General features: G+C 75.9%; 21 protein-coding genes. 11 read left to right on the top strand and 10 right to left on the bottom strand.

Annotation, left to right across the window (positions count from 1 at the left end; genetic code table 11):
* Positions 1-101 precede the first annotated feature (101 nt).
* The 3 genes from ACI79V_RS12820 to ACI79V_RS12810 form a co-directional block, all read right to left on the bottom strand.
* Positions 102-890 carry an enoyl-CoA hydratase/isomerase family protein gene (locus tag ACI79V_RS12820; protein WP_456889793.1) on the bottom strand — a complete coding sequence of 263 codons (789 nt, stop codon included), beginning with the start codon at positions 888-890 and terminating at the stop codon, positions 102-104.
* A gap of 4 nt (positions 891-894) precedes the next feature.
* Positions 895-1,815 carry a KPN_02809 family neutral zinc metallopeptidase gene (gene ypfJ, locus ACI79V_RS12815; RefSeq protein WP_456889789.1) on the bottom strand — a complete coding sequence of 307 codons (921 nt, stop codon included), beginning with the start codon at positions 1,813-1,815 and terminating at the stop codon, positions 895-897.
* Between the two features lie 66 nt (positions 1,816-1,881).
* Entirely contained in the window at positions 1,882-2,727 is an 846-nt protein-coding gene (locus ACI79V_RS12810; protein ID WP_456889785.1) for a formate/nitrite transporter family protein, read from the bottom strand.
* Positions 2,728-2,856: 129 nt separating this feature from the next.
* On the opposite strand from ACI79V_RS12810, the gene ACI79V_RS12805 reads away from it, so the two are divergent.
* Positions 2,857-3,240 carry a hypothetical protein gene (locus tag ACI79V_RS12805; protein ID WP_456873540.1) on the top strand — a complete coding sequence of 128 codons (384 nt, stop codon included), beginning with the start codon at positions 2,857-2,859 and terminating at the stop codon, positions 3,238-3,240.
* Between the two features lie 10 nt (positions 3,241-3,250).
* Positions 3,251-4,474 (top strand): glutathionylspermidine synthase family protein, encoded by a 1,224-nt coding sequence (locus ACI79V_RS12800; protein WP_456889783.1) that lies wholly within the window; start codon positions 3,251-3,253, stop codon positions 4,472-4,474.
* A 9-nt stretch (positions 4,475-4,483) separates the two neighbouring features.
* Here the strand turns inward: ACI79V_RS12800 and ACI79V_RS12795 are convergent, their stop codons facing one another.
* Positions 4,484-5,038 carry a dihydrofolate reductase family protein gene (locus ACI79V_RS12795; protein ID WP_456889781.1) on the bottom strand — a complete coding sequence of 185 codons (555 nt, stop codon included), beginning with the start codon at positions 5,036-5,038 and terminating at the stop codon, positions 4,484-4,486.
* 77 nt (positions 5,039-5,115) lie between these two features.
* Between ACI79V_RS12795 and ACI79V_RS12790 the strand changes: the two genes are divergently transcribed.
* Together ACI79V_RS12790 and ACI79V_RS12785 are read left to right on the top strand one after the other, a co-directional pair.
* Positions 5,116-5,562, top strand: a complete 447-nt coding sequence (locus ACI79V_RS12790; RefSeq protein ID WP_456889779.1) for a nitroreductase family deazaflavin-dependent oxidoreductase — start codon at positions 5,116-5,118, stop codon at positions 5,560-5,562.
* Between the two features lie 72 nt (positions 5,563-5,634).
* Entirely contained in the window at positions 5,635-6,600 is a 966-nt protein-coding gene (locus tag ACI79V_RS12785) for an ABC transporter substrate-binding protein (RefSeq protein ID WP_456889777.1), read from the top strand.
* A 24-nt stretch (positions 6,601-6,624) separates the two neighbouring features.
* On the opposite strand, the gene ACI79V_RS12780 is transcribed toward ACI79V_RS12785, so the two are convergent.
* The 3 genes from ACI79V_RS12780 to ACI79V_RS12770 form a co-directional block, all read right to left on the bottom strand.
* Positions 6,625-7,596, bottom strand: coding sequence for an aldo/keto reductase (locus ACI79V_RS12780; protein WP_456889774.1), 972 nt, complete (start codon positions 7,594-7,596; stop codon positions 6,625-6,627).
* A 349-nt stretch (positions 7,597-7,945) separates the two neighbouring features.
* Entirely contained in the window at positions 7,946-9,019 is a 1,074-nt protein-coding gene (locus tag ACI79V_RS12775) for a winged helix DNA-binding domain-containing protein (protein WP_456889772.1), read from the bottom strand.
* A 39-nt stretch (positions 9,020-9,058) separates the two neighbouring features.
* A complete protein-coding gene (locus ACI79V_RS12770) occupies positions 9,059-9,589 on the bottom strand; it encodes a GNAT family N-acetyltransferase (RefSeq protein ID WP_456889771.1) in 531 nt (176 codons plus the stop codon).
* 61 nt (positions 9,590-9,650) lie between these two features.
* Between ACI79V_RS12770 and ACI79V_RS12765 the strand changes: the two genes are divergently transcribed.
* The 6 genes from ACI79V_RS12765 to ACI79V_RS12740 all read left to right on the top strand — a co-directional run bounded on the left by ACI79V_RS12765 (position 9,651) and on the right by ACI79V_RS12740 (position 13,246).
* A complete protein-coding gene (locus tag ACI79V_RS12765; RefSeq protein ID WP_456889769.1) occupies positions 9,651-10,250 on the top strand; it encodes a class I SAM-dependent methyltransferase in 600 nt (199 codons plus the stop codon).
* Between the two features lie 10 nt (positions 10,251-10,260).
* A complete protein-coding gene (locus tag ACI79V_RS12760) occupies positions 10,261-10,386 on the top strand; it encodes a hypothetical protein (RefSeq protein ID WP_456889767.1) in 126 nt (41 codons plus the stop codon).
* 11 nt (positions 10,387-10,397) lie between these two features.
* Positions 10,398-10,823, top strand: coding sequence for a DUF1801 domain-containing protein (locus ACI79V_RS12755; RefSeq protein WP_456889766.1), 426 nt, complete (start codon positions 10,398-10,400; stop codon positions 10,821-10,823).
* A 105-nt stretch (positions 10,824-10,928) separates the two neighbouring features.
* Positions 10,929-11,141 carry a three-helix bundle dimerization domain-containing protein gene (locus tag ACI79V_RS12750; RefSeq protein ID WP_456873529.1) on the top strand — a complete coding sequence of 71 codons (213 nt, stop codon included), beginning with the start codon at positions 10,929-10,931 and terminating at the stop codon, positions 11,139-11,141.
* 45 nt (positions 11,142-11,186) lie between these two features.
* Positions 11,187-12,806 carry an ABC-F family ATP-binding cassette domain-containing protein gene (locus ACI79V_RS12745; RefSeq protein ID WP_456889764.1) on the top strand — a complete coding sequence of 540 codons (1,620 nt, stop codon included), beginning with the start codon at positions 11,187-11,189 and terminating at the stop codon, positions 12,804-12,806.
* 50 nt (positions 12,807-12,856) lie between these two features.
* Complete coding sequence (locus tag ACI79V_RS12740; RefSeq protein WP_456889761.1) at positions 12,857-13,246, top strand: hypothetical protein; 390 nt, start codon at positions 12,857-12,859, stop codon at positions 13,244-13,246.
* Positions 13,247-13,350: 104 nt separating this feature from the next.
* Here ACI79V_RS12740 and ACI79V_RS12735 read toward each other — a convergent pair whose 3' ends face one another.
* Positions 13,351-14,556, bottom strand: a complete 1,206-nt coding sequence (locus tag ACI79V_RS12735) for an alanine racemase (RefSeq protein ID WP_456889759.1) — start codon at positions 14,554-14,556, stop codon at positions 13,351-13,353.
* Positions 14,557-14,653: 97 nt separating this feature from the next.
* Here ACI79V_RS12735 and ACI79V_RS12730 point away from each other — a divergent pair, with 97 nt between their 5' ends.
* The gene (locus ACI79V_RS12730; RefSeq protein ID WP_456889757.1) at positions 14,654-15,991 is read left to right on the top strand and encodes a D-arabinono-1,4-lactone oxidase; all 1,338 of its coding nucleotides are present in this window, start codon (positions 14,654-14,656) and stop codon (positions 15,989-15,991) included.
* 5 nt (positions 15,992-15,996) lie between these two features.
* Here the strand turns inward: ACI79V_RS12730 and ACI79V_RS12725 are convergent, their stop codons facing one another.
* Positions 15,997-16,890, bottom strand: a complete 894-nt coding sequence (locus tag ACI79V_RS12725) for an oxidoreductase (protein WP_456889755.1) — start codon at positions 16,888-16,890, stop codon at positions 15,997-15,999.
* Positions 16,891-16,932: 42 nt separating this feature from the next.
* Positions 16,933-18,147, bottom strand: a complete 1,215-nt coding sequence (locus ACI79V_RS12720; RefSeq protein WP_456889753.1) for an MFS transporter — start codon at positions 18,145-18,147, stop codon at positions 16,933-16,935.
* Between the last annotated feature and the right edge of the window lie 97 nt (positions 18,148-18,244).

The raw sequence follows: 18,244 nt of genomic DNA, 5'->3' as shown, positions 1-18,244 counted from the left end.
CCCCCCCCCCCCCCCCCCCCCCCCCCCCCCCCCCCCCCCCCCCCCCCCCCCCCCCCCCCCCCCCCCCCCCCCCCCCCCCCCCCCCCCCCCCCCCGGGGGAGTCAGCCGCCCCAGGGGAAGCGCGGGGCGCGGCGCTCGGTGAAGGCGGCGACGCCCTCGGCGAGCTCGCCCGCGGCCGCGGTCTCCCGGTACCAGCGGCCGGCGAGCTCCTCGACCCGGTCCTCGTCGTCCCGGTCGGCGAGCGCGGCGGTGATCTCCTTGGCCGCCCGCTGGGTCAGCGCCGAGCGGGCGGCCAGCACCTCGGCGAAGCGCCGCACCTCGCCGGCGAGGTCACCGGCGGGCAGCAGCCGGTCGACCAGGCCGGTGCGCAGTGCGGTCTCGGCGTCGACCAGCTCGCCGGAGTAGAGGAGGTAGCGGGCCGTCGCCGGTCCCACCAGCCGGACGAGCTGGCGGGTCGACGTCGGGGTGAAGACGATGCCCACCTTCGCCGGGGTCACCCCGAAGACGCCGGTCGGGTCGGTGAACCGCAGGTCGCAGCAGGTGGCCAGCTCCACCCCGCCGCCGATGCAGTAGCCGCGGATCATCGCGATCGTCGGCTTCGGGAAGTCGCGCAGCGCGGCCTGCGCGGCGAGGTTGGCCTCGCGCACGTGCGCCATGGGGTCGCCGGCGTCGGGCCCGCCCAGCAGGTCGGCGATGTCGGCGCCGGCGCAGAAGACGGGCCCGGTCCCGGTGACGACGAGGACCCGCACCTCCGGGTCCTCGGCCAGCCCGGCCAGGATGCCCGGCAGCGCCGCCCACATCTCCGCGGTGAGCGCGTTGCGCTTCTCGGGACGGTCGATGGTGAGGGAGGCGACCGCGCCGTCGCGGCCGGTCCGCAGGGTCCCGGTCACCGGCTCAGCCCAGGTCGTCGGTGGCGAAGGTGTCGCACTGCGCCGGGTCGCCGGTCTCGTAGCCGGTGGTGAACCAGCGCCGGCGCTGCTCGGAGGAGCCGTGGGTGAACGCGTCCTGGTCGACCGTGCCACCGCCCAGGTTCTCCTGGATGAAGTCGTCGCCGATGCGCCCCGCCGCGTCCAGTGCCGCGTCGATGTCGGCCTGGGTGATCTCCTCGATCAGCGGGGCGCCGGACTCGTCGGGCACCGTCTCGGCGTGGTTGGCCCACGCCCCGGCGAAGCAGTCGGCCTGCAGCTCCAGGCGCACCGTGCCGCTCGTGGGCCCGGTCTCGCCCGGGGTCACCTGCTGGTTGGTCCCGAGCAGGTTCTGCACGTGGTGGCCGTACTCGTGGGCGATGACGTAGGCGTTGACGAACAACCCGCCCTGGGCGCCGAACTGGGTGCGCAGGGTGTCGAAGAAGGTCAGGTCGATGTACACGAGCTGGTCGGCCGGGCAGTAGAACGGTCCCGAGCCGCTGGTCGCCCCGCCGCACCGGGTCTGCACCTGGCCGGAGAAGAAGACCGTGTCGGTGGGCACGTACCGGTCGCCCAGCGTCAGGGACCAGTAGTCCTGGATTGAGTCGATGTCGGCGACGACGGCGCACTCGACCGACTCGTTGGCGTCGCCGCTGTCGTCGCAGGACTGCTCGAGCGCGGTGTTGTCGGCCGTCTCGCCCTCGGCCAGGCCGCCCGAGAGCGCCCCGAGCCCGGCACCGGCGCCGCCGCTCCCGCCGCCGAGCACCTGGATCAGCACGATCACGAGGATGCCGACCAGGCCGAGCCCGCCGCCGCCGACGGCGATCCCGCGCCCGCCGCCGAGCCCGCCGCGTCCGCGCCGGTCCTGGACCGACGACGTGTCGAGCCGCCCACCCTCCCTGTACCGCATCGCTCGACCGTGCCACCGGCTCCCGGGCCCCGCGACCGGGGAGCGGCTCAGCGGCGACGCCGCCGCTCAGGCGCGCTCGGCCGGCTCCGCTCCGGTGCGCGGGGCGGCGTCGCGGTCCTCGCGCAGGAACAGGTACCAGTACGACGTCCCGACGAAGACCACCGCGCCGACCAGGTTGCCCAGGCCCGCCAGCAGCCAGTTGGTCAGGGTGTCACCCCAGTTGGCCCCCTCGACGCCGGCGAACTGCGCGGCCGGGAGGAAGAACATGTTGGCGACGACGTGGTCGAAGCCCATCGCGACGAAGGCCATGACCGGGAAGAAGACGGCGAGGATCTTCCCGGCGACGCTCGTGGCCGACAGCGACATCCACACCGCGAGGCAGACCAGCCAGTTGCAGCCGACGCCGCGCAGGAAGACCTCCCACGCGGTGTGGGAGGTCTTGCCCTCGGAGATCTCCGCCAGCCGAGCGAAGGTCAGCCCGGCGCTGCCGGTGCTGTCCGGGTCGCCGATGACGCCGGTGGAGACGGCGAGGAAGTAGGCCACGAACAGCGCGCCGAGCAGGTTGCCGCCCAGCACCAGCGTCACGTTCCGGACGACGTCGGCGACGGTGATCTTGCCGTTCATCGCGCTCAGCGGGACCAGCATCATGTTGCCGGTGGCCAGGTCGGAGCCGGCGATCAGCACCAACACCAGGCCGAGGGTGAACGCCGCGCCCATGAACAGGGTGGGCAGCGTGCCCCAGGTGTCGGCGTCCAGCCCCGAGGAGACGGTGATCGCGACCAGCGCCCCGAAGGAGATGTAGGCGCCGGCGAGGAAGGAGCTGACCAGCACCCGGTCCCAGCTGCGGTGCACCTTCTTGGCGCCGGTCGCGGCGGCGACCTTGGCGATCTCGGCGGGTTCCCTGGCGGTCATCGCGCCTCCCCGGGGACGACGGCGTCGGTGCCCGGACCGTAGCGGCACAGGACCGTCCGCGCCGCCCGGCGGCCGTGCGCGGGCACGACACGCCTAGGGTCGGGGCGTCCACCGACGCGGGAGGGGTCCATGGCGTTCTCGAACCGGGTGCGCAGCGCGTTGACGACGACGGTGCTCGCCACCGCCGCCACCGGGTTCCTCGCCGGCTGCGGCAGCGACGAGGCCGACGAGCAGGTCGCCTACTGCACCGACGAGGACGGCGAGATCGTCGACGACGACTACTGCGACGACGACTACCGCGGCCCGGGCCTGTTCTTCCTCTACCTCGGCGCCTTCCGCACCGGCCTGCCCGTGGGCACGGTGCTGCCCGCGGGCGGCACCCGCGTCGACCCGCGCGACACCGTCGCCCGCCAGCGCTACGGCCTGCCGGCCGCCGGCGCGGTGGTGGCCGGCACCCGGGTGGCCGGCGGCATCGGCTCGGGCACCGCCGGCACCGGCAGCTCGGGCTCCTGAGGCGCGGAGCGTGCGGCGCGTCGAGAGCGGCGTCGTCCGGCCCGGCTGGGAGGCCGAGATCGAGGCGCAGGGGCTGGTCTACAACCGCACCACCACCCCGGGCGGCGAGGTGCGCAGCTACTGGCGCGAGGGCCCGTACTACGACTTCACCTCCGACGAGATCGCCCGGCTCGAGGGCTGGGTCGCCCAGCTGTTCGAGATGTGCGTCGCCGCCGGCGACCACGTGATCGAGCACGACCTGTTCGACCGGATGGGCATCCCGCTCATCGCCCGGTCGGGCATCCGCGCCACCTGGGAGTCCGAGCCGCCGAGCGTCTACGGCCGCTTCGACCTGCGCTACGACGGCTCGGGACCTCCCCGGCTGCTGGAGTTCAACGCCGACACCCCGACCGGGCTGGTCGAGTCGGCGGTCACCCAGTGGAACTGGCACCTGTTCACCGGGCAGGGCCGCGACCAGTGGAACGCGCTGCACGAGAAGCTGGTCGCCGCCTGGCAGCGCAACCTCACCCGCTGGGAGCGGCGCACCGGGCTGCGCCCGCGGGTGCACCTGGCCTGGAGCAGCGCGGACGCCTCCGGCGAGGACCGGATGACCGTCGCCTACCTCATGGACACCGTGGTGCAGGCCGGCTACGAGGCCGTCGAGCTGGTCGTCGAGGACATCGCCCTGGACTCCGGCGACGGGCGCTTCTACGACCCGGCCGGCCGCCACCTCGACGTCGTCTTCAAGCTCTACCCCTGGGAGTGGCTGGTCGACGACGAGTTCGGCGCTGCCGTCCTCGCCGACGCGGCGCGGCCCGGCGGCACGACGTGGATCGAGCCGGTCTACAAGATGCTGTGGAGCACCAAGGCGCTGCTGCCGGTGCTGTGGCGGCTCTTCGGCGGCGACCCCGTGCTCTCCGAGCTGCTGCTGCCGGCCTACTTCGCCGACGAGATGCCCTCGAGCTGGCGGGACTACGTGCGCAAGCCGCTGTGGGGCCGCGAGGGCGCCAACGTGCAGATCGTGCGCGACGGGCAGGTGGTGACGGCGCTGCCCGGCCGCTACGGCACCGAGGGGTTCGTCGTCCAGGAGTTCGCGCCGCTGCCCGACTTCGCCGGCGTCGACGGCCCGCACCACCCGGTGCTCGGCGCCTGGGTGGTCGACGGCGAGCCCGCCGGCCTCGGCATCCGCGAGAGCGACGGGCTGATCACCGACAACCTCAGCTTCTTCGTCCCGCACACCGTCGACGCCCGCTGAGCCCCCGGCTCACGCCGGCCGGTAGGTCAGCAGCGTGACGCCCGAGCGGAACGTGCGGCTGCCGGTGGCGGTGAGCCGGACGTCGGTGCCCTCGGGGAACAGCCGCCGGCCGCGGCCGAGGACCCGCGGGAAGACGAACAGCCGGTACTCGTCGACCAGCCCGGCGGCGACCAGCGCGTGGCAGAGGGTGATGCTGCCGGTGACGCCCACCTCGCCGTCGCGCTCGGCCACCAGCCGGCGCACCTCCTCGACCGGGTCGCCCGACAGCACGGTGGTGTTCGCCCAGCCCGGCTCGGTGAGCGTCCGGGAGACGACGGCCTTCTCCACCGCGTCCAGGTGCACCGAGATGCCGGTGGTGTCACCGGTCTGCTGCGGCCAGAAGCCGCGCATCTCCTCGAAGGTGCGCCGGCCGACGAGGAACACCGACTGCCCGGCCATGTGCCCGCGCACGACGTCGAGCTGGTCGTTGGCGTCGGCGCCGTCGTCCTGCGGGGCGAACCAGCCGCCGGTGGCCTCCACGACGCCGTCGAGGGTGGTGTTCTGCGTGATGACGAGCCGGCCCACGGGGCCTCCTGTCGGTCGGGGTCTGCCGAGGGGGGACCGGCCCGGCGTCGCGGACTCATCGGTCCTACGGTCGCGGCATGCCACTCGAGGGGGAGTACGAGCCGAGCACGCAGGGCTGGGTCCGTGACCAGGTGGAGCGCTACGAGGCCACCGGTGGCCGGGAGGCGAACACGCTGCGCGACACCGGGCTGCCGGTGGTGGTCTTCTCCACCCGGGGCGCGCGGACGGGGAAGGTGCGCAAGCAGCCGCTCATGCGCGTGGAGCACGAGGGCGCCTACGCGATGGTCGGCTCCCAGGGTGGCGCGCCGAAGGACCCGGCCTGGGTGGCCAACCTGCGCGAGCACCCCGACCAGGTGACCGTGCAGGACGGCCCGGAGCCGTGGGACGGCGTGGCCCGGGAGGTCACCGGTGAGGAACGGGCGCAGTGGTGGGAGCGGGCCGTGGCCGCCTACCCGGCCTACGCCGACTACCAGCGCCGGACCGACCGGGTGATCCCCGTGTTCGTCGTCGAGCGGAAGCGGTGACGAGCCTTAGGTGAGGCTGCCCTAAGGTCCTTTCCCGGTGCCGGACGGTCCGGCGCCGGGAGGAGGGCAGTGGTGCTCTGGGGACGGACGGGACGCGGTCGGGTGGCCGGCGCGGTGCTGGCGGTGGCGGTGCTCAGCGGGTGCGGGTCGACGGGGGCCGTGGCGGGAGCCGAGGCGGCGCCCGCCGAGGAGACGCGCACGGTCGAGCACGCCATGGGCGAGACCGAGGTCGCCGGCACCCCCGAGCGGGTCGTCGTCCTGGACACCGGCGAGCTCGACGCCACCCTGGCGCTGGGCGTCACGCCGGTCGGCGCGGTCCGCACCGACGTCAGCGACGAGCTGCCCGGGTTCGTGACGGCGGCCGGTGCCGACCCCGCCGACATCGCCGCCGTGGGCACCATCGCCGAGCCGGACCTGGAGGCCATCGCGGCGCTCGAGCCCGACCTCATCCTGTCCAACTCGGTGCGGCACGCCGACGTCTACGAGCAGCTGGCGGGCATCGCCCCCACCGTCTTCGCCGAGACGATCGGGGAGAGCTGGCAGGAGAACCTGCTGCTGGCCGGCGAGGCGCTCGGTCGCGAGGAGCAGGCGCAGGAGCTGCTCGACGCCTACACCTCCCGGGCCGCGGAGGTCGGCGCCCTCTACGGGGACCCGGCGGCGACGGAGGTCAGCGTCGCCCGGTTCCTCGACGGCACGCTCGTCCGGCTCTACGGCGAGGGCTCGTTCATCGGGTCGGTGCTGGCCGACGTCGGCTTCGCCCGGCCGGAGGTGCAGCGCACCGCCGAGACCTTCGTCGAGGTCTCGCCCGAGCAGGTCACGCAGGCCGACGGCGACCTGCTGTTCCACGGCGCCTACGGGGAGGCGGGGGCGACGGCTGCCGCGCAGGTCACCGGCGGGCCGCTGTGGCAGTCGATCCCCGCGGTCGCCGAGGGGCGGTCCTTCGCCGTCGACGACGACCGCTGGTTCCTCGGCCTCGGCCCGCTCGGCGCCGGCCTGGTCCTCGACGACCTCGAGGAGCTGGCCGGCCGGCCGGCCTGACGCTCCCGCGCCGTCGCCGGCGGCTCAGAACCCGGCGACGGCGTGCGGGGTGTAGGGCTCCTCGAGGCGCGCGACCTCGTCGTCGGTGAGGTGCAGGTCGACGGCGGCGACGGCGTCGTCGAGGTGCCCGACCTGCGTGACACCGACGATCGGTGCGGTCACGACCGGCTTGGCGAGCAGCCAGGCCAGCGCCACCTGCGCCCGCGGGACGCCGCGCTCGCGGGCCACCTCGGCCACTCGCTCGACGATCGCGCGGTCGCTGCGCTCGTCGTAGAGGCGGTTGCCGAAGGCGTCGTTGCGCGAGCGGTGCGTCGTCTCGTCCCAGTCGCGGGCGAGCCGGCCGCGGGCCAGCGGGCTCCACGGGACCACGCCGATGCCCTGGTCGGCGCACAGCGGCAGCATCTCCCGCTCCTCCTCGCGGTTGAGCAGGTTGTAGTGGTCCTGCATCGACACGAAGCGGTGCCAGCCGTGCTCGCCGGCGGTGGACAGCGCCTTGGCGAACTGCCAGGCCCACATGCTGCTCGCACCGAGGTAGCGGACCTTGCCCGAGCGGACACACGCGTCCAGCGCCTCGAGCGTCTCCTCGACCGGTGTGTGCGGGTCCCAGCGGTGGATCTGGTAGAGGTCGACGTGGTCGACCTGAAGCCGCCGCAGGCTCGCCTCGAGCTCGCGCAGGACGGCCACGCGGGACAGCCCGCCGCCGTTGGGGCCCGGGCGCATCCGGCCGTGCACCTTGGTGGCCAGGACGACGTCGTCGCGGCTGGTGAACGCGCGGATCGCCCGCCCGGTGATCTCCTCGCTGGAGCCGGCCGAGTAGACGTTGGCGGTGTCGAGGAAGGTCACGCCGGCCTCGAGGGCGCGGCGGATGAGCGGCATCGCCTCGTCCTCGGGCAGGCTCCACGGGGTCATCCCGCGCTCCGGCTCGCCGAAGCTCATCATCCCGAGGCAGATCCGCGAGACCTCCAGGCCGGTGGCGCCCAGCCGCGTGTACTGCATGCGCCCACCCTGCTGCGGCGGCCGGTCGCCCGCGACCGCGCCCACGTGCGCCTTGCCGGGGTCGAGGGCGGCGCTCCTGCGGACATCCGTCGGCGCTCCTGCGGTGTTCTCGACACTCCTGCGGTGTCACAGCACCGCAGGAGTGCGCGCAGCACCGCAGGAGTCGGCGTGGACCCTGCGGCGGCCGGTCGCCTGCGACCGCGCCCGCCCGGGTGCGCGTTGCCGGTGTTCCTCGTGTATTGCCGGCCCTGCAGCGCCCGCAGTGCACGAGGAACGCGGGCAGTGCGGTGCTCAAGGCAACCGCCCGGGCAGTGCGGCGCTCCGGGCAGCTGCGCGGGCAGTGCGGTGCTCAGGGCAGCTGCGCGGCCAGCTTCGGCACCCGCTCGGCAACGCCGTCGGGGAAGGCGGTGAAGGGCTCGGCGGTCACCGTCCGCTTCGCGCCCGTGCCCGTCCACCGCCACGTGCCGACCGCGCAGCCGCCGGTGATCACGGTGGGGCGGAAGACACCGTTGCCGCCCGGGACGATCCGGTCGGCGTGCTCGGCGGGCACGGTGCAGGTGCGGTCGGCGTAGCCCAGCACCACCTCGTCGAAGCCGGGGAGCAGGTGCACGCCCTCGGCCTCGGCGCGACAGGCGGCCAGCCGGTCGGGGGTCTCGGGGTCCATCAGCATCTCGGTGCCGTCGACGTCGACCGCCGCCAGCCGGTCGCGCACCAGCGCGAGGCCGGCCCGGACGTCGCGCACCGTCGTCCCCGCCCAGCGGACCAGGTCGGCGACGGTGGCCGGCCCGTGCCCGGTGAAGAAGCGCAGCGCCAGCTCCCCCCGGGCCTCCTCGCCGGTGAGCCGCCGGGGCCGCGGCACCCACTCGTCGAGCAGCACGAACGCCTGGTCGCCGCCCTCGGGCGGGCCGAGGACCAGCGTTCCCGTCTGCGCGAGGTACCACAGCGTGTGGTAGCCCTTCTGGCCCGCGACGTCACAGCCGCCCTCGGCCAGCGCGGCCAGCAGCTCCCGCCGGCCCAGCCGCCGCCCGCCGGTGAGCGCGGCCACGGCCGTCCCCCGCGAGCGCTCGAGGTCGGCCTCGGTGAGCCCGACGACCGCCCGTCGCCTGGCCGCGCCCGCGAGCGGGCGGGCGCCGAGCAGGTCGAGCATCCAGTGCAGGTCCTCGGCGGCAGTGAGGTGCAGGGTGCCGCGCATCGGCCACGAGCGGACGACGGCGCCGGTCTCCAGCGCCGCCTCGACCCCGGCCCGCGACCGGTCGGCGGTGCGCAGCGCCACCGACGTCACCGCGCCCGGCCAGTCCTGCCCCTGGACGGCGAGCAGCCCGCGGACGGCGGCCGCGGCATCGGGGAACGGCGCACCGGCCACCCGCTGGGCCACCAGCCGCAGCAGCGCGACCTCGCTCAGCGGGACCGACGGCGTCGTCATGGCGCGACCCTGCCACGGGGCACCGACGCACCGGCGCGGTCAGCGCACGAGGTGCAGGTGGACCATGTCCTCCGCGTCGGGCTCGGTGGTCAGCGGCGTGAACCCGGCGGCGGCCGCCGCGCGCAGGCTGGCGGTGTTGTCCGGCTCGATGCCGAGGACGAACTGCTCGACGTCGGCGGTCGCAGGTGCTGCGACCAGGGCCCGCAGCGTGGCCGCGCCGATCCCGCGGCCGCGGCGGGACGGGGCGACGACGTAGGCCGCGCCCATCGTGCGCCGGGGGTCGGTGGACAGGACCCGCTCGGCCGCCGGGTCCCACTCCGTCCAGCGGTCGTAGACGTCGCCGCCGACCTGCGCGACCACCACGCCGTCGCCGTCGAGGGCGACGAAGGCGCACGAGCGCAGCACCCGCCGGCCGCGGAACTCGTCGGTCCACACGGTGCTGCGCAGCGCCAGCTCCCGGGCGGGCCAGTCCCGCCCGCCCAGCCGGCGCCGGGTCTCCGCGTCGTCGAACCACGGCAGCGCCCCGGGCAGGTGCTCCGGCTCGAACGGGACCAGCCGGACGGTGTCCACCCGTGCCAGCGTGGCCCGGGCCCGCACCGCCCGCACCCGCGGCGCTGACAGACTGCCGCCCGTGCAGGCGGAGGACTGGGACGCGCGCTACGCCGAGCGGCAGCAGTGGTCGGGGGAGCCCAACCCGCTGGTCGCCGAGCTCGTGGGGGACCTGCCGTCGGGCGACGCGGTCGACCTGGCCGCGGGGGAGGGGCGGCACGCGCTGTGGCTGACGCGGCTGGGCTGGCGCGCCACCGCCGTCGACTTCTCCGCCACCGGGCTGGCCCGCGGGCAGGCCCAGTCCGGCGCCGACCGGGTCACCTGGGTGATCGCCGACGTGACCACCTGGTCGGCGCCGCCCGGATCGACCGACCTCGTGCTGGTCGCCTACCTGCACCTGCCGGACCCGGCGATGACCGACCTGCTGCGGCGCGCCGTCGGCTGGCTGCGGCCCGGCGGGCGGTTCCTGCTGCTCGGCCACGACGTCGACAACCTCGCGCACGGCGTCGGCGGGCCGCAGGACCCCGCGATCCTGCACAGCGCCGCCCGGCTGGCGCCGGTGGCCGGGCTGCTCGACGTCGACCGGCTCGAGCAGGTGCGCCGGGAGACCCCGGCCGGCACCGCCCTGGACACCCTGCTGTGGGGCCGGCGACCGGGCCGATCCGTCGGCTCCGGCCGGTAGCGTCGCGGGCGTGATGGGGATGGGCGGGGCCGGCGGTCCGGGAGCCGAGCGGCGACGGCGGCTGGTGGCCATCGTCGTCGTCGTCGCGCTGGTGGTGGCCGCGGGCGCCACCGTGCTCAGCCTCGTCCTGCAGTGAGGAGGTCTGCCGTGACCGACCCGATCGAGGAGTGGTTCGCCGCGGCCGGTCCGCGGGCCGACGAGCTGCGCCGCGTCGACGCGCTCGTGCGGGAGGCCGCGCCCGGGCTCGACCGGCAGCTCGTGCCCGCGGGCTCCGGGCGGGTGCTCGGCTACGGGCTGATGCCCTACCGGCCGCGGTCGGCGAAGGAGACGACGTCGTGGCCGCTGGTCGCCCTCGCGGCGCAGAAGCGGCACCTGTCGCTGTACGTCTGCGCCGTCGTCGACGGGCAGTACCTGCCCGAGACGCGCGCCGAGCGGCTGGGGAGGGTCTCGTGCGGTCGCAGCTGCGTCCGGTTCACCTCCCTCGACCGCGTCGACGCGGGGGAGCTGAGCGCGCTGGTCCGCGACGCCGCGGCGGTCACCGCGGCCGGCGACAACGCCTACTTCTCGATCTGATCGCCGCCGGGTGGACCTTGGTCCCTGGTGCCGCTGGGACAGGAGGGCCAGTCTGGTCCCACGGGGAGTAACGGAACCGCAACGGACGAGAGGGCGCGCCTGCGCATGACCGCGAGCACCGAGCACGCTCCCGCCGTCGACACGTCCGTCGTCGAGGCGGTCGCCCGTCTCGTGGAGGAGTTCCGTCCGCGGGTGCGACCGCACGTCGTGGGCTCGGTCGTGGCGTCCTGCCGCCGCGACCTCAGCGGCGTCCCGGTCACCGCGCTGCCCGAGCTGGTCGAGCGGCTGGCGCGCACCCGCCTGGAATCGGTCCGCTGAGAGCCGTCGGCTGAATCCGCTTGCCCCGTCGCCGACGATGACCGGGTGGGTTCCGTCGACGTGAGCGGGGTCCGGCACACGCTGCCGGACGGCCGGGTGCTGCTGGACGACGTCTCCTTCCGCGTGGGGGACGGCGCCCGCGCGGCGCTGGTCGGGGAGAACGGCGCCGGGAAGACGACGCTGCTGCGGATCATCGCCGGGGACCTCGTGCCCGAGGCCGGGGCGGTCGCCCGCAGCGGCGGCCTGGGCGTCATGCGGCAGTTCATCGGCTCGGTCCGCGACGACACCACCGTGCAGCGCTTCCTCGTCGACCTGTCCGCCCCGGCCGTGCGCGAGGCCTGGCACGCCGTGGAGGCCGCCGAGCTGGCCCTCATGGAGACCGACGACGAGCCCGCGCAGCTGGCCTACGCCGACGCGCTGGCGCAGTGGGGCGACGCCGGCGGCTACGACGCCGAGGTCACCTGGGACACCGTGACCGTCGCGGCGCTCGGCGTGCCCTACGACCGGTGCAAGTACCGGGAGCTGTCCACGCTGTCGGGCGGCGAGCAGAAGCGGCTGGCCCTCGAGGCGCTGCTGCGCGGGCCCGAGCAGGTGCTGCTGCTCGACGAGCCGGACAACTACCTCGACGTCCCGGGCAAGCGCTGGCTGGAGGAGCGGCTGCTCGAGACCCGCAAGACGGTGCTGTTCGTCAGCCACGACCGCGAGCTGCTCGCGCGGGTCGCCGACCGGGTGGTCACCGTCGAGGGCGGGACCGCGTGGGTGCACGGCGGCGGCTTCACGACCTACCCGGAGGCCCGCGCGGCGCGGCACGAGCGGATGGCCGAGCTGCGGCTGCGCTGGGACGAGGAGCACCAGCGGCTGATCGACCTGGTGCGCACGCTGCAGCAGCAGGCGGCCAACTCGCCGGACATGGCCTCGCGCTACCGCGCCATGCAGACGCGGCTGGCGAAGTTCGAGGCCGCGGGCCCGCCGCCGGACCGGCCGCCGGAGCAGAAGGTGGCCATGCGGCTGCGCGGCGGCCGCACCGGGCAGCGCGCCGTCATGACCGAGCAGCTGGAGCTGACCGGGTTGATGCAGCCGTTCGACCTGGAGGTCTGGTACGGCGACCGGGTCGGCGTGCTGGGCGCGAACGGCGCGGGCAAGTCGCACTTCCTGCGGCTGCTGGCCGGCCAGGACGTCGCGCACACCGGGTCCTGGCGGCTCGGCGCCCGCGTCGTCCCCGGCTTCTTCGCCCAGACCCACGCGCACCCCGAGTGGCTCGACCGCACGCCGGTGGACCTGCTCTGGCACGGCGAGCCCGGCCGGCCGGGCGTCGACCGCGGCCGGGCGATGGCGGTGCTGCGCCGCTACGGGCTCACCGACTCCGCCGACCAGCCGTTCCGCACGATGTCGGGCGGGCAGCAGGCGCGGTTCCAGATCCTGGTGCTGGAGCTGTCGGGCGCCACGCTGCTGCTCCTCGACGAGCCCACGGACAACCTCGACGTGATCTCGGCGGAGTCGCTGGAGGAGGTGCTGGCCGCCTTCGACGGCACCGTGCTCGCGGTGACCCACGACCGGTGGTTCGCGCGCTCGTTCGACCGGTTCCTGGTCTTCGGCGCCGACGGCCGGGTGTACGAGTCGGCCGAGCCGGTGTTCGACGAGACCCGGGTCGTCCGCGCCCGCTGACCGCTGTCAGGCTGCCTGGACAGTCAGGGCAGCCTGACGGATGCTGGGGCATGGACGTCGACGAGCTCGAGCGGCAGCACACCCTCGCCAGCGCCGTCCGGCGGTACGACGAGCTGCGGGCCCGCGACTCGCTGGCCGACCCCGACGACCCGGCCGGCCCGCGCCCGCTCACCCGCGGGGAGGCGCTGGAGCTGCTGGCCCTGGGTGAGGTCATCGCCCGCCGGGCCGCCCAGGGCCGGCAGCTCACGGTGCGCACGGCGCGGGCCACCGGTGCGTCGTGGGCGCAGATCGGCCGGGCGTTGGGATCCACCCGCCAGTCGGCGTGGGAGGCGCACCGCCGGTGGATCGACACCCAGGTCCACCACCCCGAGGGCTCGGGCGGGTTCACCGAGGACGAGGCCGCCGAGGCGAGGGCCCTGCTGGCCAACGACGCCGATTGACGAAGGCGTCTCGTCGATCATCGGGTGTGTGCACGTCCGAGCGGCGTGTCCGGCCGTGTCGCGTGCACGCATCCGATGATCGACACGGAGGGCCACCCGCAGCGTCAGCCGAACGCGCGGCCCTCGCCCCGGTAGGTCGGGACGGCGCCGGTCAGCCGGTCGCCGGCCAGCGTGTGCAGGACGTCGACGTGCTCGCACAGCTCGCCGGCCTTGGCGTGCCGGAACCACACCCGGTCGCCGACCGCGAGCCCGCCGGCGCCCGGACCCCGCAGCGGCGTCTGCACCTCCCCGGCGCCCTCGGTGCCGAGCAGTCGCAGCCCCGCCGGGTGCACCGGGCGCGGGGAGCGGTCGGGGCCGGGCGGGCCGGACGCGATCCAGCCCCCCGCCGCCACGGTGACGATCCCGGGTGCCGGGCGGCGGGTGACCGGCAGCGCGAACAGCAGGGCCGGCTGGCCGCGGACGGCGCGGTAGCCGTCGAAGAGCGTCGGCTGGTAGAGCCCCGACCCGGCGGCCACCTCGGTCACCGACGGGTCGGCCGCGGTCCGTTCCAGGCTGCCGGTGCCGCCGCCGTTGACGAACTCGAGCGGCGCCACCGCCGACACGGCGGCCACCATCGCGGCGCGCCGCCGCACCAGCTCGCGCATCGACAGCGCCTGCACCCCGCGCACCGCCAGGGCGCGCACCGGCCGCCCGGGCGGGGCGTCGGGGACCCCGGCCACCTGCGCCTCGTAGGCCATCAGCCCCACCAGCGTGAACCCGGCCCGGCCGTGCACCGTGCGGGCCAGCGCCGCGGCACCGGCCGGGTCGTGCACCGGCGACCGGCGCACGCCGAGGTGGACCCGCCCGCCGCCGGCGCGCAGCGAGGCGTCGAGGTCGAGGCACACCCGCACCGGCGGGCGGGTCCCGGGGGCGGCGAGGGCGTCGACGAGGTCGAGCTGGTCGGGGGAGTCGACCACCAGCGTCACCCGGGCGGCGAGCGCCGGGTCGGCCACCAGCCGGCGCAGCGCGGCCCGGTCGGCCGAGGGGTAGCCGACGACGACGTCCTCGCACACCGGGTCCTCGCCGCCGGCCAGCCACAGGGCCTCGGCCAGCGAGTAGGCCAGCACGCCCGCGAAGCTCGGCCGCGCCAGCACCCGCCGCAGCACCGCGCGGCTGCGCACGGACTTGCTCGCCACCCGCACCGGCCGCCCGCCCGCCCGGCGGACCAGCGCGGCGGCGTTCGCGTCGAGGGCGTCGAGGTCGAGGACGGCGAGCGGCGGGTCGAGGTCGGCGGTCGCGGCGTCGAGCCGGGCCCGCGCCGGGGCGGTCACGGCACCGGAGCCTCCCGGGCGGGAGCGGAGCGGGGCAAGGCCCTCGACGGGTGGAGCCGGGCCGGACACACTGCCGCGGACACCGGAGGAGGACGACGTGGCGGGCAGCCGACGCACGGGCACCTGGCGCAACTGGGCGGGCGACCAGCGGGCGACCGGGCTCACCGTCGTCACCCCGGCCGACACGGAGGCGATCGCCGCGGAGCTGCGGGCGGCCGGTGGCGCGGGCCGCCGCGTGACCGCCCTGGGCAGCGGCCACTCGTTCAGCGGCATCGGCCGGCCCGAGGACGTCGCGCTGAGCCTGCGCCGGCACGCCGCGCTGCTCGACGTCGACGACGCCGGCCTGGTCACCGTGCAGGCCGGCATGTTGCTGCACCGGCTGGGCGCCGAGCTCGCCCGGCGCGGCTGGGCGCTGACCAACCTCGGCGACGTCGACCGGCAGACCGTGGCCGGCGCGGTGTCCACCGGCACGCACGGCACCGGCGCCCGCTTCGGCGGCCTGGCCACCCAGCTGCGGGCGCTCGAGCTGGTCACCGCCGACGGCGCCGTGCTGCGCTGCTCACCGGCCGAGCACCCCGACGTCTTCTCCGCCGCCCGCGTGGGGCTCGGCGCGCTGGGCGTGCTGAGCACGGTGACGCTGCAGGCCGTGCCGGCCTTCGCGCTGCGGGCCGAGGAGGGCCCGGCGCGGCTGCCGGACCTGCTGGCCGCCTTCGACGAGGTCATGACCTCGACCGACCACGTCGAGTTCTACTGGTTCCCGCACACCGACCGGTGCGTGACCAAGCGCAACACCCGGGTGCCACTGTCGGAGCTGGCGCCACCGTCCCGGGTGCGGGCGCTGTGGGACGGCGAGGTGCTGGCCAACGCCGGGTTCGCCGCCGTCGTCGCGACCGGTCGCCGGGTGCCCGCGCTGGTCCCGCCCCTCGCCCGCCTCTCGGCCGGCGCCTTCAGCAGGCGCCCCCGCACCGACCTCGCCCACCGGGTGTTCGTCGCGCGCCGGCGGGTCCGGTTCCGCGAGATGGAGTACGCCGTCCCGCGGGCGGCCGCCCCGGGGGTGCTCGCCGAGCTGCGCCGGGTGGTCGACGCCGGGCCGTGGCGCATCCCGTTCCCCGTCGAGGTGCGGGTCGCCGCCGCCGACGACGTCCCCCTGTCGACCGCGTTCGGGCGGGACACCGCCTACGTCGCCGTCCACGTGCCCGCCCGCAGCGAGCCCGGCGGTTACTTCTCGGCGTTCGAGGCGATCGCCGCCGCGGTCGGCGGACGGCCGCACTGGGGCAAACAGCACGGCCTGGACGCGGCCGCGCTGGCCGCCCGGTACCCGCGGTTCGGCGAGTTCACCGCGCTGCGGGCCCGGCTCGACCCCGCCGGCGTGCTCGGCAACGCGCACCTCGACCGGGTGCTCGGCCCGGTCGCGCAGCCCGCCGGGCGGACCTGAGCGCCTCAGAGGTCGACGTCGGGCTCGCCGGTGCCGCCGATCCGGTCGAGCTCCTCCATCTCGGCCGGCCCGAGCACCCGTGCCGCGGCCTGCAGGTCCTCCTCCAGGTGCGCCACCGACGAGGTGCCCGGCACGAGCAGCAGGTTGGGGGAGCGGGCCAGCAGCCACGCCAGCGCCACCTGCTCCGGCGTGGTCTCCAGCCGCCGGGCCACGGTCTCCAGCGCCGCCGTGCGCAGCGGCGGGGACCCGCCGAGCGGGCCGCAGGGCACGAAGGCGACGCCCTCGCGGGCCAGCGCGTCGACCATCGGGTCGTCGTCGCGGTGCAGCAGGTCGTAGCGGTTGTGCACGCACACCACCGGCGCGATCGCCCGCGCCTCGGCGAACTGCTGCGTCGTCACGTGGGAGACCCCCAGGTGGCGGACCAGGCCCTCCTGCTGCAGCTGCGCCAGCGCCCCGAACGGCTCAGCCAGCGAGCGCTCCACGGGCCCGGCGGAGCCGGGCATCCGCAGGACCACGACGTCGAGGACGTCGGCACCGAGGTGGTCGAGGTCGTCCTGCACGGCCGAGCGCAGCTCCTCCGGGGTGAGCGCCTCGTGCCACGCGCCGTCCGGGGTCCGCCGGGTGCCCACCGCGGTGACGATCGTCAGCTGCTCCGGGTACGGGTGCAGCGCCTCGCGGATGACCTCGTTGGCGACGTGCGGGCCGTAGGAGCCGCTGGTCGCGACGTGGTCGACGCCGAGCTCCACGGCCCGGCGCAGCAGGGCGACGGCGGCGTCCCGGTCCGCGGGCGGGCCCAGGGCATCCGGTCCGACCAGCCGCATCGCGCCGAGGCCGATCCGGTTGACCGTGCGGTCCCCCAGCGGGAACTGCCCTGACCTCTCGGCGTGGAAGACCGTCATGGCCCACGTCCTACCCGGTCGGCGCCGCCCGACCCGCGGTGCTCAGGCGGCCCGGTCGAGCCGGTCGCCCACCTCCTGGCGCCACCGCCGGACGTCGGCGGTCACCCGCGCGCGCTCGCGGCGGTCGGCCCGCCGGACCGCCAGCGCCAGGCCGCTGCCGACCAGCGCCAGCCCCGCCCCGACCCACATCGGCGCGGCGTAGCCGAGGTCGAGGGACAGGACGAGCGCGCCGAGGGCCGCTCCGAGCGCGTTGGCCACGTTGAACGCCGCCTGGTTGGCCGCGGACACCAGGCTGCCACCGCGCACCCGGGCCGCCTCGATGACGCCGTTCTGGACGACCGGGCCCATCGCGAAGGCCACGGTGCCGAAGAGCACCAGCAGGGCGATCGCCGCGGCGGGCGTGCGGGCGAGCAGCGCGAACGCCCCCAGCAGCACGGCGGTGACCAGCAGGCCGGCGGCGACGAAGGAGAACCCGAAGCGGTCGCCCAGCCGCCCGCCGGCCAGCGTGCCGACGGTCGTGCCGACGCCGAACAGGGCCAGCACCGGGGTCACCCAGCCCTCGGGCAGGCCGGCCAGCTCGGTCAGGATCGGGCTGACGTAGCTGTAGACGGCGAACAGCGCGGCGAACCCGACCATCGTCAGGGTCAGGACCAGCCACACCTGACCGCGGCGGAAGGCGGCCAGCTCCGAGCGCAGGTCGCCGCGCTCGCCGGTCCCGGCCGGCAGCCAGGCCAGCAGCCCGGCGATGGTGACCAGGCCGATCCCGGCGATGGCGCCGAGGACGAGCCGCCAGCTCAGCTGCTGGGCGACGAAGGTGCCCAGCGGCACACCGACGACGTTGGCCAGCGTCAGGCCGGTGATCATCAGGGAGATGGCCTGCGTCGCGCGCTCCGGTGGCACGAGGCGGCGGGCCGCCACCGCGCCGACGCCGAAGAACGAGCCGTGCGCCAGCGCGGTGACCACCCGGGCGGCGACCAGGGTCTCGTAGGTCGGGGCGAGCGCCGACAGGGCGTTGCCCACGACGAACACGCCCATCAGCGCGACCAGCGTCTGCCGGGGCGAGAAGCGCACCCCGAGCGCGGTGAGCGTCGGGGCGCCGAGGACGACGCCGACCGCGTAGGCGGAGATGAGCAGGCCCACCGCCGACACCGACACCCCGAGACCGTCGGCGATCTCGGGCAGCATGCCCATGACGACGAACTCGGTGGTGCCGATGCCGAAGGCGCCGATGGCGAGGGCGAGCAGGCCGCGGGGCACGGGAGGACTCCAGGGGACGACGGCGGGCGAGCGGGAACGTGCGGACGTCGTCGTCCGTGCGGGTCCTACCCGGGGACAAGGAACCGGCCGCGCGGGA

It is taken from the genome of Geodermatophilus sp. SYSU D00700 (assembly GCF_054050255.1).
This window is presented reverse-complemented; position numbering and strand designations above follow the sequence as displayed.

Coding starts and splice junctions, on each gene's coding strand:
- ypfJ (WP_456889789.1), bottom strand. CDS start 1,815: ATGCGGTACAGGGAGGGTGGGCGGCTCGACACGTCGTCGGTCCAGGAC.
- ACI79V_RS12810 (WP_456889785.1), bottom strand. CDS start 2,727: ATGACCGCCAGGGAACCCGCCGAGATCGCCAAGGTCGCCGCCGCGACC.
- ACI79V_RS12805 (WP_456873540.1), top strand. CDS start 2,857: ATGGCGTTCTCGAACCGGGTGCGCAGCGCGTTGACGACGACGGTGCTC.
- ACI79V_RS12790 (WP_456889779.1), top strand. CDS start 5,116: ATGCCACTCGAGGGGGAGTACGAGCCGAGCACGCAGGGCTGGGTCCGT.
- ACI79V_RS12780 (WP_456889774.1), bottom strand. CDS start 7,596: ATGCAGTACACGCGGCTGGGCGCCACCGGCCTGGAGGTCTCGCGGATC.
- ACI79V_RS12775 (WP_456889772.1), bottom strand. CDS start 9,019: ATGACGACGCCGTCGGTCCCGCTGAGCGAGGTCGCGCTGCTGCGGCTG.
- ACI79V_RS12750 (WP_456873529.1), top strand. CDS start 10,929: ATGACCGCGAGCACCGAGCACGCTCCCGCCGTCGACACGTCCGTCGTC.
- ACI79V_RS12740 (WP_456889761.1), top strand. CDS start 12,857: ATGGACGTCGACGAGCTCGAGCGGCAGCACACCCTCGCCAGCGCCGTC.
- ACI79V_RS12725 (WP_456889755.1), bottom strand. CDS start 16,890: ATGACGGTCTTCCACGCCGAGAGGTCAGGGCAGTTCCCGCTGGGGGAC.